Annotated in this window: 16 protein-coding genes and 1 riboswitch; of the genes, 13 read left to right on the plus strand and 3 right to left on the minus strand. The window is 63.5% G+C overall.

Annotation, left to right across the window (positions count from 1 at the left end; genetic code table 11):
- Positions 1 to 165: 165 nt before the first annotated feature.
- The 11 genes from J2T47_RS24380 (at position 166) to J2T47_RS24430 (ending at position 9,687) form a co-directional block, all read left to right on the plus strand.
- Positions 166 to 459, plus strand: coding sequence for a co-chaperone GroES (locus tag J2T47_RS24380; protein WP_009617968.1), 294 nt, complete (start codon positions 166 to 168; stop codon positions 457 to 459).
- A 48-nt stretch (positions 460 to 507) separates the two neighbouring features.
- Positions 508 to 2,148 (plus strand): chaperonin GroEL, encoded by a 1,641-nt coding sequence (groL, locus tag J2T47_RS24385; protein WP_045209649.1) that lies wholly within the window; start codon positions 508 to 510, stop codon positions 2,146 to 2,148.
- A 73-nt stretch (positions 2,149 to 2,221) separates the two neighbouring features.
- Positions 2,222 to 2,284: riboswitch (Fluoride riboswitch) on the plus strand.
- Positions 2,285 to 2,348: 64 nt separating this feature from the next.
- Positions 2,349 to 2,732, plus strand: a complete 384-nt coding sequence (gene crcB / locus J2T47_RS24390; RefSeq protein ID WP_253452626.1) for a fluoride efflux transporter CrcB — start codon at positions 2,349 to 2,351, stop codon at positions 2,730 to 2,732.
- 16 nt (positions 2,733 to 2,748) lie between these two features.
- On the plus strand, positions 2,749 to 3,069 hold the full coding sequence (locus J2T47_RS24395) for a DUF190 domain-containing protein (RefSeq protein ID WP_045209651.1): 321 nt from the start codon (positions 2,749 to 2,751) through the stop codon (positions 3,067 to 3,069).
- Between the two features lie 118 nt (positions 3,070 to 3,187).
- Entirely contained in the window at positions 3,188 to 3,871 is a 684-nt protein-coding gene (locus J2T47_RS24400; RefSeq protein ID WP_081517514.1) for a response regulator transcription factor, read from the plus strand.
- The gene (locus J2T47_RS24405; RefSeq protein WP_253452628.1) at positions 3,861 to 5,135 is read left to right on the plus strand and encodes a sensor histidine kinase; all 1,275 of its coding nucleotides are present in this window, start codon (positions 3,861 to 3,863) and stop codon (positions 5,133 to 5,135) included. Before J2T47_RS24400 ends, J2T47_RS24405 begins: the two co-directional genes overlap by 11 nt.
- Positions 5,136 to 5,216: 81 nt before the next feature.
- Positions 5,217 to 5,888, plus strand: coding sequence for a class I SAM-dependent methyltransferase (locus tag J2T47_RS24410; RefSeq protein ID WP_253452630.1), 672 nt, complete (start codon positions 5,217 to 5,219; stop codon positions 5,886 to 5,888).
- Positions 5,889 to 5,891: 3 nt separating this feature from the next.
- The gene (locus tag J2T47_RS24415) at positions 5,892 to 6,596 is read left to right on the plus strand and encodes a lipopolysaccharide kinase InaA family protein (protein ID WP_233299314.1); all 705 of its coding nucleotides are present in this window, start codon (positions 5,892 to 5,894) and stop codon (positions 6,594 to 6,596) included.
- The gene (locus J2T47_RS24420; RefSeq protein WP_253452632.1) at positions 6,593 to 6,817 is read left to right on the plus strand and encodes a hypothetical protein; all 225 of its coding nucleotides are present in this window, start codon (positions 6,593 to 6,595) and stop codon (positions 6,815 to 6,817) included. The genes J2T47_RS24415 and J2T47_RS24420 overlap by 4 nt, the downstream gene beginning before the upstream one ends.
- A gap of 90 nt (positions 6,818 to 6,907) precedes the next feature.
- Positions 6,908 to 8,107 carry a nicotinate phosphoribosyltransferase gene (pncB, locus tag J2T47_RS24425; protein ID WP_253452634.1) on the plus strand — a complete coding sequence of 400 codons (1,200 nt, stop codon included), beginning with the start codon at positions 6,908 to 6,910 and terminating at the stop codon, positions 8,105 to 8,107.
- Between the two features lie 95 nt (positions 8,108 to 8,202).
- The gene (locus J2T47_RS24430; protein ID WP_253452636.1) at positions 8,203 to 9,687 is read left to right on the plus strand and encodes a helicase HerA-like domain-containing protein; all 1,485 of its coding nucleotides are present in this window, start codon (positions 8,203 to 8,205) and stop codon (positions 9,685 to 9,687) included.
- A gap of 108 nt (positions 9,688 to 9,795) precedes the next feature.
- Here J2T47_RS24430 and J2T47_RS24435 read toward each other — a convergent pair whose 3' ends face one another.
- From J2T47_RS24435 to J2T47_RS24445, 3 genes are all read right to left on the minus strand, one after another.
- Positions 9,796 to 11,685, minus strand: coding sequence for a methyl-accepting chemotaxis protein (locus tag J2T47_RS24435; RefSeq protein ID WP_253452638.1), 1,890 nt, complete (start codon positions 11,683 to 11,685; stop codon positions 9,796 to 9,798).
- Positions 11,686 to 12,104: 419 nt separating this feature from the next.
- Positions 12,105 to 14,000: a methyl-accepting chemotaxis protein gene (locus J2T47_RS24440; RefSeq protein ID WP_253452640.1), complete on the minus strand. Its 1,896-nt coding sequence runs from the start codon at positions 13,998 to 14,000 to the stop codon at positions 12,105 to 12,107.
- Positions 14,001 to 14,154: 154 nt separating this feature from the next.
- Complete coding sequence (locus J2T47_RS24445) at positions 14,155 to 14,352, minus strand: Flp family type IVb pilin (protein ID WP_253452737.1); 198 nt, start codon at positions 14,350 to 14,352, stop codon at positions 14,155 to 14,157.
- Between the two features lie 377 nt (positions 14,353 to 14,729).
- Between J2T47_RS24445 and cpaB the strand changes: the two genes are divergently transcribed.
- Complete coding sequence (gene cpaB, locus J2T47_RS24450; RefSeq protein WP_253452642.1) at positions 14,730 to 15,650, plus strand: Flp pilus assembly protein CpaB; 921 nt, start codon at positions 14,730 to 14,732, stop codon at positions 15,648 to 15,650.
- A gap of 15 nt (positions 15,651 to 15,665) precedes the next feature.
- Entirely contained in the window at positions 15,666 to 16,901 is a 1,236-nt protein-coding gene (locus J2T47_RS24455; protein ID WP_253452644.1) for a type II and III secretion system protein family protein, read from the plus strand.
- Positions 16,902 to 16,939: the final 38 nt, after the last annotated feature.

The raw sequence follows: 16,939 nt of genomic DNA on the forward strand, positions 1-16,939 counted from the left end.
TTGTAGCGACCTTATGTACCGGTCACCGCAAGGTCCCTGTCACACGGACAGGCTGCTCTTTACGCGTCTCGCCAGCCGGGACGCAAACCGGCACCGCCGGCTTCAATAAAACCTGCCGGGCATCGACCCGGCCGTTGGAAATCACAGTTTGGGAGAGTTACGACTATGAAGCTTCGTCCTCTGCATGACCGCGTCGTCATCCGTCGCAGCGAGGAAGAGACCAAGACCGCAGGCGGCATCGTGCTGCCGGGTTCCGCCGCCGAGAAGCCGAACCGCGGTGAAGTGGTTGCTGTTGGTGCCGGCCGTGTCCTGGACAACGGCGAAGTTCGCGCTCTGGCCGTGAAGGTCGGTGACAAGGTGGTCTTCGGTCCGTACTCCGGCAGCAACGCCATCAAGGTCGACGGCGAAGAACTGCTGGTGATGGGCGAGTCCGAGATCCTCGCCGTCCTGGAAGACTGATTTCAGTCCGTCCACTCCCCACCGAATTCGATTTAGAGGAAACAGAACATGGCTGCCAAAGAAGTTAAGTTCGGCGATTCCGCTCGCAAGAAAATGCTGGTCGGCGTAAACGTCCTGGCCGACGCGGTAAAAGCGACCCTCGGCCCGAAAGGCCGTAACGTGATTCTGGACAAGAGCTTCGGCGCTCCGACCATCACCAAGGACGGCGTTTCCGTCGCCAAGGAAATCGAACTCAAAGACAAGTTCGAGAACATGGGCGCCCAGCTGGTGAAAGACGTTGCCTCCAAGGCCAACGACGCTGCCGGTGACGGCACCACCACCGCTACCGTTCTGGCCCAGGCCATCGTCAACGAAGGCCTGAAGGCCGTCGCTGCCGGCATGAACCCGATGGACCTCAAGCGCGGCATCGACAAGGCCACCGTGGCCATCGTTGCCCAGCTCAAGGAGCAGGCCAAGCCCTGCGCCGACACCAAGGCGATTGCCCAGGTAGGCACCATCTCCGCCAACTCCGACGACTCCATCGGCAACATCATTGCCGAAGCCATGGACAAGGTCGGTAAAGAAGGCGTGATCACCGTTGAAGAAGGCTCGGGCCTGGAAAACGAACTGTCCGTCGTAGAAGGCATGCAGTTCGACCGCGGCTACCTGTCCCCCTACTTCATCAACAAGCCGGACACCATGGTGGCCGAGCTCGACGGCCCGCTGCTGCTGCTGGTCGACAAGAAGATCTCCAACATCCGCGAAATGCTGCCGGTCCTGGAAGCCGTTGCCAAAGCTGGCCGTCCGCTGCTGATCGTGGCTGAAGACGTCGAAGGCGAAGCCCTGGCTACCCTGGTCGTCAACAACATGCGTGGCATCGTCAAGGTCGCAGCCGTCAAGGCTCCGGGCTTCGGCGACCGCCGCAAGGCCATGCTGCAGGACATCGCCATCCTCACCGGCGGTACCGTCATCTCCGAAGAAGTCGGTCTGAGCCTGGAAGGCGCCACCCTGGAGCACCTGGGTAACGCCAAGCGCGTGGTTCTGAGCAAAGAAAACACCACCATCATCGATGGCGCTGGCGCTCAGGCCGACATCGAAGCTCGCGTCCTGCAGATCCGCAAGCAGGTCGAAGAGACTTCCTCCGACTACGACCGTGAGAAGCTGCAAGAGCGTCTGGCCAAGCTGGCTGGCGGTGTTGCCGTGATCAAGGTTGGCGCTGCCACCGAAGTCGAGATGAAAGAGAAGAAAGCCCGCGTTGAAGACGCCCTGCACGCCACCCGCGCTGCTGTGGAAGAAGGCGTGGTTCCTGGCGGCGGCGTCGCCCTGGTGCGTGCTCTGCAAGCCATCGAAGGCCTGAAGGGCGACAACGAAGACCAGAACGTCGGTATCGCTCTGCTGCGTCGCGCTGTTGAAGCGCCGCTGCGCCAGATCGTTGCCAACTCCGGTGACGAGCCGAGCGTCGTGGTCGACAAGGTCAAGCAGGGTTCGGGCAACTTCGGCTACAACGCTGCTACCGGCGTGTACGGCGACATGATCGAGATGGGTATCCTCGATCCGGCCAAGGTCACCCGTTCGGCTCTGCAAGCTGCTGCTTCCATCGGCGGCCTGATGGTCACCACCGAGGCCATGGTTGCCGAAGTGGCTGACGACAAGGCTGCTCCGGCCATGCCGGACATGGGCGGCATGGGCGGCATGGGCGGCATGATGTAAGCCACCCGGCACCTGCTGTAAGAAAAAGCCCCGCCTAGGCGGGGCTTTTTCATGGGCGCGGCTTATGCCAGACTGCGCCTCAGGAGATGGCATTCCTCCTTCAACCGCCCTTGTGGCTGATGATGCCTACGCATAGACCTGGAAAGGCGCGTAGGCGCTCGCCTGCAGCCTGTCCAAGACACCCTCCCCAGGACAGGACCATGTGGAAATCCATTCTCGCCGTCTCCCTCGGAGCCGCCCTCGGCGCACTGCTGCGCTGGATGCTCGGGCTCAAGCTCAACACCCTTCTGCCTTCCATGCCGCCGGGCACGGTGGTCGCCAACCTGGTCGGCGGCTACATCATTGGTGCGGCCATCGCCTTCTTCGCCAACTCACCTGGTCTGGCGCCAGAATGGCGGTTACTGATCATCACCGGCTTCTGTGGTGGCCTCACCACCTTCTCGACCTTCTCCGCCGAGGTCGTCGTGCTGCTGCAGCAAGGCCGCCTGGCCTGGGCCATGGGCACTATCGCCACGCACCTCGCCGGTTCCCTGCTGATGACCCTGGCCGGACTCTGGTCGGTGAATGCGCTGATGGGCCGCTAGGGCTCGGGAGAACGACATGAACGGCTACCAGTTGAAGTTCTTCACCCAGCAGGACCGCAAGCATGCCGGCCTGCCGCTGGCCCAATGGCTGCTGGAGGAAGCGCGCCGGCAAGGTGTGCGCGGCGCCACCCTGATGACGGCCAGTGAAGGGTTCGGCAAGACCGGGCGTATTCACTACGCGCATTTCTTCGAGCTGGCCGACCAGCCGCAGGAGGTCACCATGGCGGTGAGCGAGGAGGAATCCGAGCGCATCTTCGAAGTGATCCGCCAGGCGGGCGTGAAGCTCTTCTACGTAAAGACGCCCATCGAGTTCGGCGTCACCGGCGAGGGTGACTGAGCCGGCGCTGGACCCGCCTTAGAAGAAATCGGTAGGTCGAATGTGAAAATTTCGTCAAAGGCGTTTAAGTTCTATTTAAGCTGGTTAGGCTAACGTGCATTGCGTTCGAGGAGAGCATATGCGCATTTTGTTGGTTGAAGACAATCGGGACATCCTGGCCAATATGGCCGACTACCTGGGCCTGAAGGGCTACACGGTGGATTGCGCCCAGGACGGCCTGTCCGGATTGCACCTCGCGGCGACGTCCCATTACGACCTGATCGTGCTGGACGTGATGCTGCCGGGGCTGGACGGTTTCACCCTGTGTCGCCGCCTGCGTGAAGATGCGCGCCGCGACACCCCGGTGATCATGCTCACCGCCCGCGATCAGCTGGACGACCGCCTGCAAGGCTTCCGTTCCGGCGCCGACGATTACCTGCTCAAGCCCTTCGCGCTCTCCGAGCTGGCTGCCCGTATCGAAGCGGTGCTGCGTCGCAGCCAGGGCGGCGGGCGTCGCGAGCTGCAGGTCGCCGACCTGAGCTACAACCTCGACACCCTCGAAGTGAACCGTGCCGGCAAGCCGCTCAAGCTCAACCCCATCGGCCTCAAGCTGCTGGCGGTGCTGATGCAGAAGAGCCCGCATGTGGTGCGCCGCGACGTGCTCGAGGAAGCCGTGTGGGGCGACGACTGCCCCGACAGTGACAGCCTGCGCAGCCACGTTCACCAGTTGCGCCAGGTGATCGACAAGCCCTTCGCATCCTCCCTGCTGCACACGGTGCATGGCGTCGGCTACAAGCTGGCGGAGGAAGCGCATGGAGTATAAGCAGAGCCTTTCCCGACGGATTGTCTTTGCCTTCGTACTCATGACCGCCGCCGTTGGCGGCCTGTTTTCGGTGGGAATCGTCGGCGTTGTTCATATTGTCGAAGAGCGCCTGATCTCCCGCGACCTGGGCGGTGAACTGGACCGCATCATCAACGAGGACCTGGGCAACGGCCAGGCTCCCAAGCTCGATCCGGGCATGCGTTTCTTCATCAGCGACGGCGCTGGTGTCTACGCCATGCCGCCGGCGCTGCGCCGGCTGGATGAAGGATTCCACGAAGTCTTCGATGGCGAGTTGTCCTTCCACGCGCTGGCGCGTGACGTCGATGGTCGCCGATTCGTCCTGCTGCAGGACCAGAGCGATTTCGAGGCGCGCGAGCAGATTCTCTACGCCGCCGTGGTCACCGGCTATGTGCTCAGCCTGGTGTTGTCCGGGATGCTGGGCTGGCTGTTGGCGCGCAAGGTGATGGAGCCAGTCTCGCGTCTGGCACGTCAGGTCCGCCACCGTGACCAGTTGTTGGACCTCGCGCCACCCATGTCGCCGGACTACGCCAACGACGAAGTGGGCGAGCTGGCGGCGGCCTTCGATTACGCCATGGGCCGGCTGCACGACGTGCTGACTCGGGAAAAACTGTTCACCAGCGACGTCAGCCACGAACTGCGCACGCCGCTGATGGTGATTGCCACCAGTTGCGAGCTGCTGGCGGAGGAGCCGGGGCTCAGCTCGCGGGCCAAGGCCCAGTTGGCGCGCATGTCCAGCGCCTGCGAGGAAATGCGCGATCTGGTGCAGACCTTCCTGATGCTGGCGCGGGCCCAGCGCAAGGACATGGGCATTGTGACCCAGGCCGGGCTGCGGCAGATCGGCGACGAGTTGGTTGCACAATGGCGCGGCCCCATCGAGGCAAAAGGCCTGACCCTGGAATACGCCGTCAGCCAGGAGATGCAGGGGCAATTCAATGCGTCGTTCCTGCGTTCGGTAATGAGCAATTTATTGCGCAATGCCATGCATTACACCGAAACCGGCAGCATCCGCTTACAACTTGGGCCGAACGGATTCTGGGTCGAGGACACCGGCGCCGGCATCCCGGAAGAACAGCGCGAGCGCGTCTTCCAGCCTTTCGTGCGCGGCCAGAACCCGCGTGGTGAGGGGCTCGGGCTGGGGTTGTCGCTGGTCAAGCGGATCTGCGCCTCCGAAGGCTGGGACGTCACGTTGCGCCCCGCGGAACCCCATGGCTGTCGCTTCGAAGTTCGCCTAGCCATCGTTTGACGAAAACTTCACAAGTGCATGACCCGGCTGTGACAGGCTGGTTCGTATCGTTCGCCCTGAATTCGGGAAAGGTAATATCCGATGACTGAAAAACCCGTCGACCTGGAGTTCTCCCAAAAGTACGACCGCCAGCACGCAGAACGCTATCTGCGCAAGCACCAGGCCGGACTGTCCAGGAAACTTTCCCACTGGCGCGATGTCCAAGTTGCCCGCCAGGCACTCAAGCTTGCCGGCCAGCCCAACCTGGTCCTCGACCTGCCGTGCGGTGCCGGACGCTTCTGGCCGATGCTGGCCGAAAAGGAGAACCGGGTGATCATCGGGGCGGACAATTCCCCGGACATGATCGCCGTCGCCTGCGCCGGTCAACCGAATGAGGTTGTAAAACGCGTCCGACCTTTGCAGACTTCGGCGTTTGCCATTGATCTGCCCGACAACGCGGTCGACAGCATCTTCTCGATGCGCCTGATGCACCACATCGGCGAATCCGATGATCGTTTGACGATGTTGCGCGAATTTCATCGCGTATCCCGCGATTCGGTGATCCTGTCGATGTGGGTCGATGGCAACTTCAAGTCCTGGAAACGTGCGCGCGCCGAGTCGAGTCGCAAGAAACACGCCTACCAGAACCGCTTCGTGATTCCCGCCAAGACCATCGAGGCGGAGTTCCGCCAGGCTGGTTTCAGGGTCCAGGATCATATTGATTTCGTCCCGCTCATTCATATGTGGCGGGTCTACATTCTGCGTAAGGAGTGATGGATGGCCGTTGATCTGGCGTCGCTGCAGCAAATTTCCGGTGAGAACGCCATCGACCGTTGGCTCCAGGTACCCGGCAAGTGGGTCGAGGAGCCTAACCGTCGTCGCGGTGGCGAGAGCGGTGTGCAGCGGGTCCTGACCTCCGACGGCCGGATGCTCTATCGCAAGCAGCAGATGGGCCACATCTACCGCGACCTGCTGCATCCTTTCGGCTATCCCACTGCCATCCGCGAGCGCAATGCGCTCAAGGCCGCCGAAGCGCTGGGTGTGCGGGTGCCGACTCTGGTCTATGCCGGCTGCCGCAAGGTCGATGGCGAGTGGCAGGCGCTGCTGGTGACCGAGTCCCTGGACGGCTTCAGCAGCCTGGAAGACTGCTACGCCCGTGGCGACCAGGAGCGCTGGGGCGAAGCCCTGCACCAAAGAATTCTGCAACATTACGGTAGTACCCTTGCAAAGCTTAACGCCGGCCGTTGGCAGCATGGCTGCCTCTACCTGAAGCACGTGTTCGTGAAGGTGGACGGCGACAAGATCGAAGTGGCCCTGATTGACATGGAAAAAGCCCGCCAGCGCTTCAGCGCCCAGCGTGCTGCCCGTCACGATCTTCGCCAGGTGAAACGCCGCTCGTCGTGGACAGAGGCGCAATGGCAGGCTTTTGTCTATGGTTACCAAGCGGCGTTTGGCAGCGCCATCAAAGGGTTGCAGACATGAAGTTAGAAATTACGCGAGGTTTGCTCCTCATCGGCGCGCTCGGGGTGGCGACCCTGGCGGCGGCGGCCTGGCACGAGCCGGGGCCTTCGGTCATTTCCGGACAAGGCGGCCTGGACAGCTGCCCCATGCCGCCCAACCTGCGCGCCAAGCAACAGGACATCCGTCCGGATGACGACCTGCTGCTTTTCCTGTTCGGGATGTCACAGAGCAAGGCACGCTGATTTCTGATTCCAACTCAAAACCCCGCCTCGGCGGGTTTTTTTGTGGGCGGCGGGTTTAGACTGCCGGTTCAAGCCTGCAATGAGATGAGCATGAGCGACAGCGCATTTTCCCGGCGGATCGTGCAGAACCTGCTGGATACCGACTTCTACAAGCTGAGCATGATGCAGGCAGTGCTGCACAACTACCCCAACGCCGAAGTCGAGTGGGAGTTCCGCTGCCGCAACGAAGAGGACCTGCGCGCCTACCTGGACCCGCTGCGCGAGCAGATCGAGCAGCTCTCGGAGCTTTCCTTCGCACCGCAGGACCTGGCTTTCCTCGAGCGCATCCCGTTTTTCAAGCCCGACTTCATCCGCTTCCTCGGCCTGTTCCGCTTCAATCCCCGCTATGTGCAGCTGGGTGTGGAGAAAGAGGAGCTGTTCCTGCGCCTGAAAGGCCCGTGGCTGCACGTGATTCTCTGCGAGGTGCCGCTGCTGGCGATCATCAGTGAAGTGCGCAACCGCCACCGCCATCCGGGCACGACGCTGACGATGGTTCGCGAGCGCCTGCAGGAGAAGTTCGACTGGCTGCGCAAGGAGGCCAGCGCCGAAGAGCTGGCGGGTTTCAAGATGGCTGACTTCGGCACCCGTCGGCGCTTCTCCTATCCGGTGCAGGAAGCGGTGGTGCGCGACCTGCGCGATTGCTTCCCGGGGCACTTCGTCGGTACCAGCAACGTCCATCTGGCGCGCGAGCTGGAGGTGAAGCCGCTGGGCACCATGGCCCATGAGTGGCTGATGGCGCACCAGCAACTCGGCCCGCGGCTGATCGACAGCCAGGCTGCTGCGCTGGATGCCTGGGTGCGCGAGTACCGCGGTCAACTGGGCATCGCCCTGACCGATTGCATCACCATGGAAGCCTTCCTGGCGGACTTCGACCTGTACTTCGCCAAGCTCTTCGATGGCCTGCGCCACGACTCGGGCGACCCGCTGGAATGGGCGGAAAAGGCCATCCGGCATTACGAGCATCTGGGCATCGACCCCCAGACCAAGACCCTGGTGTTCTCCGATGGTCTCAACCTGCCTCGGGCGCTGGAAATCTACCGTGCGCTACGCGAGCGCATCGACGTCAGCTTCGGCATCGGCACCCATTTCACCTGCGATGTGCCGGGTGTGCAGCCGATGAACATCGTGCTGAAGATGACCGCCTGCAACGGCCATCCCGTGGCGAAGATCTCCGATGCGCCGGGCAAGACCCAGTGCAAGGACGAGAATTTCCTCCACTACCTCAAGCACGTCTTCAAAGTACCGGGGTAGCCGATTGCGCGGCGCGCCGGGACACGCCACTCTTGCTCATGCAGCCAACGCGACAGGCCCTCTGGCGCGACAGGCCTACCGAAGGGGAACAACGGATGTCAGCCACCAACGAACTCATCATCGGCGCGGGGCCCGACGGGCAGCCGATCGGCCAGTCCTGGAAGCTCGCCAACCGCCACGGCCTGATCGCCGGCGCGACCGGCACCGGCAAGACGGTGACGCTGCAGCACCTCGCCGAATCCTTCAGCGACGCCGGCATCGCGGTATTCGCCGCCGACATCAAGGGTGACCTGTGCGGCATCGCCGCCGCCGGTAATCCTCAGGGCAAGGTGGCCGAGCGCATCGCCAGCATGCCCTGGCTGAACCACAAGCCCCAGGCCTATCCGGTGAGCATCTGGGACGTGGCCGGGAAGACCGGCCATCCGCTACGCACCACGCTGTCGGAGATGGGGCCGCTGCTGCTGGCCAACCTGCTGGAGCTGACCGAGAGCCAGCAGGCGGCGCTGTTCGCCACGTTCAAGGTGGCCGACCGCGAAGGCCTGCTGCTGCTCGATCTGAAAGACCTCAAGGCGCTGCTGAACCACTTCAAGGAAAACCCGGACATCCTTGGCGAGGACCGGGCATTGTTTACCGGCGCCTCGTCCCAGGCGCTGCTGCGGCGCCTGGCGCTGCTGGAGCAGCAGGGCGCCGAGGACTTCTTCGGCGAGCCGGCGCTGCAGCTGGAAGACCTGCTGCGTCCCGAGGCCGACGGCCGTGGCCGCATCCACCTGCTGGACGCCAGCAAACTGGTGCATGACGCGCCCAAGGTCTACGCCACCTTCCTGCTCTGGCTGCTGGCCGAACTGTTCGAGCAATTGCCCGAGCGCGGCGACGCGGACAAGCCCATCCTCGCGCTGTTCTTCGATGAGGCGCACCTGCTGTTCAACGGCACGCCCAAGGCCCTGCAGGATCGCCTGGAGCAGGTGGTGCGGCTGATCCGCTCCAAGGGCGTGGGTGTCTACTTCGTTACCCAGTCGCCCGGCGACCTGCCGGACGACGTGCTGGCGCAGCTCGGCCTGCGTATCCAGCACGGCCTGCGCGCGTTCACCGCCAAGGAACAGAAATCCCTGCGCGCGGTGGCCGATGGCTTCCGGCCCAACCCGGCGTTCGACACCCTGAAGGTGCTCACTGAGCTGGGCATCGGCGAGGCGCTGGTCGGTACGCTGGAGGAAAAGGGCACCCCTGCGATGGTCCAACGCGTTGCCGTGGCGCCGCCACAGTCGCGCATCGGCCCGCTGACCGAGGCCGAGCGCGCCGACGTCATTCGCCGTTCGCCGCTGGCCGGCCGCTATGACCAGCCGATCGACCGCGAGTCGGCCTACGAGAAACTGACCGGCCGCGCCGACAACAAGATGGCACCGACCGAGCAGAAGGAAGAGAAGGGCGGCGGGACGGATTTCGGCGGCATGGCTGGGGAGATTCTTGGCTCGCTGGCCAGCCAGGTCAGCAAGACGGTGGTGCGCCAGGCGGCGAACCAGATCGGCCGGCAACTGGTGCGCGGCCTGATGGGGGCGCTGCTGGGCGGTAGCAAACGACGCTGAGGTCTTCTGTAGGAGCGGGCCATGCCCGCGATCGCGAGCATGGCTCGCTCCTACAGGTGTACCCAATGAAAAAGGCGCCCTTGGGCGCCTTTTTCGTGTCCGCGAGAATCAGATGCGGAAACTGTCCACCAGGTGACGCAGGCGGCCAGCCTGGTTTTCCAGGTCGGCGCAGGCGCGCAGGGTGGCCTGGAGGTTTTCCACGCCTTCCTGGTTCAGCGTGTTGATCTCGGTAATGTCCATGTTCAGCGAGTCGACCACGGCGGTCTGTTCCTCGGTGGCGGTGGCCACCGACTGGTTCATCGAGTCGATCTCGCCGATGCGGTGGGTCACGCTGGCCAGGCGCTCGCCGGCGCGGTTGGCGATCTCCACGCTCTCCAGGCTGTAGCGCTGGCTCTCGGTCATGGTATCCACGGCCTCGCGGGCGCCGACCTGCAGCTCTTCGATCATCTTCTGGATTTCCTGCGCGGACTCCTGGGCACGGTGGGCCAGGTTGCGTACTTCGTCCGCGACCACGGCGAAGCCACGGCCGGCTTCACCGGCGCGGGCAGCTTCGATGGCGGCGTTCAGGGCGAGCAGGTTGGTCTGCTCGGAGATGCCCTTGATCACTTCGAGGATCTGCCCGATGTTCACCGTGCGGCTGTTCAGCGCTTCGATGTTGGCGCAGGCCGAGCTGATCTTGTCGGAGAGCAGGTTCATCGCGCTGATGGTCTGCTCGACCACCTGGCGACCGTCACCGGCCTGGTGCGAGGCGTCGGTGGCGTGGTGCGATGCATCGGCGGCGTTGCGGGCGATTTCCTGGGCGGCGGCGCCCAGTTCGTTGATCGCAGCAGCGACGCTGTTGGTGCGGTTGGACTGCTCGTCGGAGTTGCTCATGGACGAGTTGGAGGCGTTCACCACCAGCTGCGAGACGTCGTGCAGGCTGCGTGCGGTGGAGGCGACTTCGCGGATGGACTCGTGGATACGCTCGACGAAGCGGTTGAAGGCATTGCCCAGCACGCCGAACTCGTCGTTGCTGGCGACCTTCAGGCGCTTGGTCAGGTCGCCTTCGCCCTGGGCGATGTCTTCCATGGCGCGGCCCATGGTGGTCAGCGGCTGCATCAGTACGCGGATCAGCATGCCCAGCAGGAGCAGGATGGCGACGATGGCAATGGCGGCGGCGATGATGGCCGAGGCGCGGAACTTGCTCAGCATGGAGTACGCCGCGTCCTTGTCGATGGACAGGCCGATGTACCAGTTCACCGACGGCAGTCCCTTCACCTGGGTGAAGCTGAGGATGCGGGTCTGGCCATTGAGTTCGGCCTCGCTGAAGCCGCCGCCGATCTTCGGCGTGTTCTGCGGATAGATGTCGGCCAGGGGCTTCATGATCAGGTTCTTGTCCGGGTGGACGAGGATCTTGCCGTCACCGCTGACCAGGAAGGCGTAGCCCATGCCGCTGAAGTCCAGCGAGTTGATGATCTGTACCAGGGTCTGCAGGCCGAGGTCGCCGCCGACCACGCCGAGGGTCTTGCCGCCGGCGCGGGCCGGGGTGGCAACGGTCATGATCAGTTGCTGGGTGGCCGCATCGACATAGGGTTCGGTCAGCGTGGTGCCGCCGGCTGCCAGTGCGTCCTTGTACCAGGGGCGGGTGCGCGGGTCGTAGCCTGCGGGCATGGCCTCGTTCGGGCGCATGGTGAAGCCGCCGTCCTCCTGGCCCAGGTAGGTGAAGATGAAGGTCTTGCGCAGCGTCTCCTGCTCCAGCAGCCCGGTGAGGTGTTCGGGGGAGCTGTCGCGGGCGAGGGTCTGGGCGGTGCTTTCGATCAGCAGCAGCCGGCCGCTCAGCCAGTTCTGGATGTTGCTGGCGGTGACGTCGCCCATCTCCCGCAGGTAATCCTCGAGGTCTTCGCGGATCGCGTTGCGCTGCAGGTAGTCGTTGTAGAGGGTGAAGAGGGCGAATGCCGAGAAAACCACAAGAGAAGCGGCCAGGAGGATCTTATGGCTGAATTTCAGGCTCTTGATCATGCTGCGTCGAGTCCGGAAGTAGTGGGATGCCTGAACGGCGTTGGTCCGGGCGACAGATCCGGTGTCGCCGCAGAACGTCCGTCCCCGTGGTGTGAAACGGACGGCGCCGGCACGGCGGATAGCCGCGCGGGCGTGGCCGGAACTCCCTTGTCCCGGCAGTGATGAGAGGCCCGGTTTGTTGGTTGCTATCAAAGGCCTTCACCCTTGATTTCGGCGTGCCCGGAGGAAGCTTGAAAGCGTCGGACGAACGGTAGGGGTGGCTCTGTGGCGGGTGTTTCAGCGGTGATACAGGGCGAGTGAGTCCCTGTAGGAGCGGGCCATGCCCGCGATCGCGAGCAAGGCTCGCTCCTACAGGTTGATGCCGAACCTGAACCCAACAAAAAAGGCGCCCGAAGGCGCCTTTTTCATGCCTGCCGCGATCAGATGCGGAAGCTGTCCACCAGGTGACGCAGGCGGCCAGCCTGGTTTTCCAGGTCGGCGCAGGCGCGCAGGGTGGCCTGCAGGTTCTCCACGCCTTCCTGGTTCAGCGTGTTGATCTCGGTGATGTCCATGTTCAGCGAGTCGACCACGGCGGTCTGCTCTTCGGTGGCGGTGGCCACCGACTGGTTCATCGAGTCGATCTCGCCGATGCGGTGGGTCACGCTGGCCAGGCGCTCGCCGGCGCGGTTGGCGATCTCCACGCTCTCCAGGCTGTAGCGCTGGCTCTCGGTCATGGTATCCACGGCCTCGCGGGCGCCGACCTGCAGCTCTTCGATCATCTTCTGGATTTCCTGCGCGGACTCCTGGGCACGGTGGGCCAGGTTGCGCACTTCGTCTGCGACCACGGCGAAGCCACGGCCGGCTTCACCGGCGCGGGCGGCTTCGATGGCGGCGTTCAGGGCGAGCAGGTTGGTCTGCTCGGAGATGCCTTTAATCACTTCGAGGATCTGCCCGATGTTCACCGTGCGGCTGTTCAGCGCTTCGATGTTGGCGCAGGCCGAGCTGATCTTGTCGGAGAGCAGGTTCATCGCGCTGATGGTCTGCTCGACCACCTGGCGGCCGTCACCAGCCTGGTGCGAGGCGTCGGTGGCGTGGTGCGAGGCGTCGGCGGCGTTGCGGGCGATTTCCTGGGCGGCGGCGCCCAGTTCGTTGATCGCAGCAGCGACGCTGTTGGTGCGGTTGGCCTGCTCGTCGGAGTTGCTCATCGAGGAGTTGGAGGCGTTCACCACCAGCTGCGAGACGTCATGCAGGTTGCGCGCAGTGGAGGCCACTTCGCGGATCGATTCGTGGATACGTTCGACGAAGCGGTTGAAGGCGTTGGCCAGCACGCCGAACTCGTCGTTGCTGGCGACCGTCAGGCGCTTGGTCAGGTCGCCTTCGCCCTGGGCGATGTCCTGCATGGCACGGCCCATGTCGGTCAGCGGTGCCATCAGCACGCGAATCAGCATGCCCAGCAGGAACAGGATGGCGACGATGGCGATGACGGTGGCGACGATGGCGGTGTTGCGGAAGTCGCTGAGCATCGCATAGGCGGAATCCTTGTTGAGCACCAGTGCAACGTACCAGGTCACGCCTGGCAGGCCTTTCACCGGTGTCATCGAGACCAGTTGGACCTCGCCATTGATGCTGACTTCCTGCACGCCCGGCTGCACCTTGGGTGCGCCCTGCTGGTAGACCTCGCCGAGGCTCTTGAAGATCAGGCTGCTGTCCGGATGCAGGAGGATCTTGCCGGCATCGCTGACCAGGAAGGCGTAGCCGTCACCGTCGAACTTCAGCGAGTTGATGATCGCGGTGATGGTTTCCAGCTTCATATCGCCGGCAGCGACGCCGACCAGTTGGCCGTTGCGCATCACCGGCATCGACGTGGCGAGGATCTGCTCATTGGTGCCGGCATCGAGGAAGGGTTCGGTGACGATCAGCCGGCCGGCGGCCACGGCGTCCTTGTACCAGCCGCGGCTGCGCGGGTCGTAGCCGTCGGGCATGGGCGCGTAGGGGCGCATGGTGAACACGCCGCTGGCGGCTTCGCCCAGGTAGACCGATTCGAAGTTCTTCTGGAACACCTGCTGTTCCAGTACGTGCTGGATACGTTCGGGCGTCGGCTCGCCGTCGGCCAGCTGCGCCGCTTCCGCTTCCACCAGCTGGATGCGGCCTTCCAGCCAGCTCTGGATGTTGCTGGCGGTCAGGCTGCCGACCTCGGAGAGGTAGGATTCGGTGTCGGAGTGGATCGCATCGCGCTGGCGCAGATCGTTGAAGAAGATGAAACAGGCGAAGGCGAAGGTGACCACGAGGGAGGCCGCCAGGAGAATCTTCCGGGAGAAGGACAGCGAACGAAGCATCGGTAAAGCATCCTGCTGTAAAACGGGTTTGAGCAGGCTGTATCGGCAGGTGCGCGGGGAGCTTTAGAGAAAATTAGACAGGCACACGAACAAGTTCCCGCGCATGGCGCGGGAACCTTGAATTCATATACCGAAAGTTGAAGCGGGTCTGCTGCTAGTTAACGGCTTTTGCAACTTCGGTCTGAATGCTGGTCATGATGGTTTCCAAATCACCACCGATGATAGCCGCTCCGGTGATGACCACCACCGAAATCAGCCCCGCAATTACCGCGTATTCGATTGCTGTTGCCCCTTCCTTGTCGGCCGCGAACGCCTCGGCCATGCAATACAGTTTCAGGGACAGGTTTTTTATTTTCAGGTCCATCGCGGGTGCTCCCTTGGATACCACCGGGGCGGCGCCCCGACTTCATCGTCAGGCTAGGCGTCGTATGGCTGAATGCAATTGTTCAAATAGCGCTAATACCAAAGTTATAACCCTCTCGGCATATAAGTAATTGCATGTCGTAAATTTAACCGGCGTGGTTGACGCTCTAAACACAGCTACTAGATTCAGCCATGGCACAACTGAAAACTGATTATGAGGAATGGTTCTTATCGAACTTCCTCGCCTGGCCGAAACAACAATAAAGGTCTGAAGGACAAGCACTGGCGATGCCAGTGACTGGACTTCTCACAACAAGGCCGTGGACCTCGAGGTCCGCATGTCCGACATCGCCCAAGGAAGTGGTCATGAATAGCAAGGTGCTGATGGTATTCGCCGGGCTGTTGCTGGTGTGCGCCGGTGTGGTGGGTTACCTCGGGCTCAAGGTTGGCAAGCCGGCCGCGCCGGTTGCCGGCGTGGTGCAGGAAGTGGCTCCGGCCGCCATGGCCGAGGCTGACAAGCTGCAACGTACCGCCGTGGTAGTGGCGGCCCGTGACCTGCCGCCCCTGGCGGTGATCGGCAAGGACGATGTCAGCGTCGAGATGTTGCACACCGCTCCCGCCGGGAGCTTTCCCAAGCCCGAAGCCGTGATCGGCCAGCGCGTCTGGGTCGCCGTTCCGGCGGGCAATATCCTCACCTCAGCCGTGACCGAACCGGGCGGCCCATTGGCCCGCACCATCCGGCCGGACGAGCGCGCCATGGCGATTGCCGTGGACGAGGTCATCGGTGGTGGCGGCTTCGTGCTCCCCGGCGATTACGTCGATGTCATGCTCTTCGTCCAGGACCAGCAGAGCACCGAGCGCAGCCTCAGCGCCCAGGTCGTGCTTCCCGGTGTACGGGTGCTGACCTACGGCGAGCAGATCGCCGTTTCCACCGACGGCCAGGCACGCAACGCCGGTGACCCCAAGGACAAGACACCCAAACCGCCACGCACTGCCGTGCTGGCGGTACCGGCCGAAGCCGCTTCGCGCCTGATGCTTGCCAGCCAGGCCGGCTCCCTGCGCCTGGCTGTACGCAGCAAGGACGAGAATCTCTACGAGAAGGAGCAGCAGGGCCGCTATATCCAGGCCTCCCTCGGCTCCGCCGGGAGCCAGCCGATCACGCTCGAACAGCTGATCGGCAAGCCACGTCCGGCGAAGGCCCCCGCCGTACGCCAGGTTTCCGCGCCGCAGGTTGACGCCGGCGTGGTGGTCTACCGAGGCACTGCTGTTACCCGTGAAGCACATTGAGCAAGGAGTGCATCGATGTCCCAGCGCTTCATCCTTCCCCTGGTTGCCCTGCTGGCCTGCGCCGTTCACTCCGTGGCGCAAGCCGTGCCGAGCGCATGTGCCGGCTTCGCTGACCAGCAACTGAATCTCGACGTCGAGCAGGGCGCCCAGCGCGACCAGCAATTGCCGGTGCCGATCAAGCGCCTGGCCATCGGCGATCCGAACATCGCCGACGTGCAGGTGCTCGACAAGCGTGACTTCCTCATCACCGGCAAGGCCGAGGGTCTGACCAGCCTGCTGATCTGGACCGCCTGCAGCGACCAGCCGATGCGTACCGTGGTAAGGGTTGGTGCGCGCGCGGTGGGTGATGTGGCCGGGGCCACCGGCGTTGGCGCCGGCAGCCTGGCCAACCAGGTGCAGACCGATATCCGCTTCGTCGAGGTCAGCCGCAGCAAGCTCAAGCAGGCCAGTACCTCGCTGATTCGCCAGGGGTCCAACACCTTTGTCCTGGGCTCACCCGGAAGCCTGAGTGGCGTAACGGTCGATCCCCGAGGGATTCTGGACGGCGGCACCTTCGGCAGTGCCAATGGCGGCTTCAACATCATCTGGGGGGGCGGCAGCAGCAAGTGGCTGGGCTTCATCAACGCCCTGGAGGGCAGCGGCTTTGCCTACACCCTGGCGCGGCCCAGCCTGGTGGCGACCAGCGGGCAGACGGCGTCGTTCCTGGCCGGCGGCGAATTCCCGATTCCGGTGCCCAATGGCGATAACAACAACATCACCATCGAGTACAAGGAGTTCGGCGTGCGCCTGACCCTGACCCCGACGGTGATGAACGACAAGCGCATCGCCCTGAAGGTCGCCCCGGAAGTCAGTGAGCTGGACTTCTCCAGCGGCATCCGCACCAACGACATCGCCGTGCCCGCGCTGACCGTGCGGCGCACCGACACCAGCGTGATGCTCTCCGACGGTGAGAGCTTCGTGATCAGCGGGCTGATCAGCAGCAGCACCATCAGCAACATCGACAAATTCCCCTTCCTCGGCAGTATCCCGGTGATTGGCGCGCTGTTCCGCTCCTCCAGCCTGGACAAGGACGACCGCGAACTGCTGATGATCGTCACCCCGCACCTGGTCCAGCCGCTGGCCGTCAATGCCGCGCTGCCCAAGCTGCCCGGCGAAGGGCTGCGCGACTACGACCCGGGCTTTGGCGAGTTCTACTTCCTCGAGGACGGCCGCTTCGACAAGCGCAAGGCCAGCAGCGGGATGTCGCACTGATGGATACCTACGAAGCGCTGACCCGCCAGAGAGCGGGA

It is taken from the genome of Pseudomonas nitroreducens (assembly GCF_024170165.1).
Classification (GTDB): domain Bacteria; phylum Pseudomonadota; class Gammaproteobacteria; order Pseudomonadales; family Pseudomonadaceae; genus Pseudomonas; species Pseudomonas nitroreducens_C.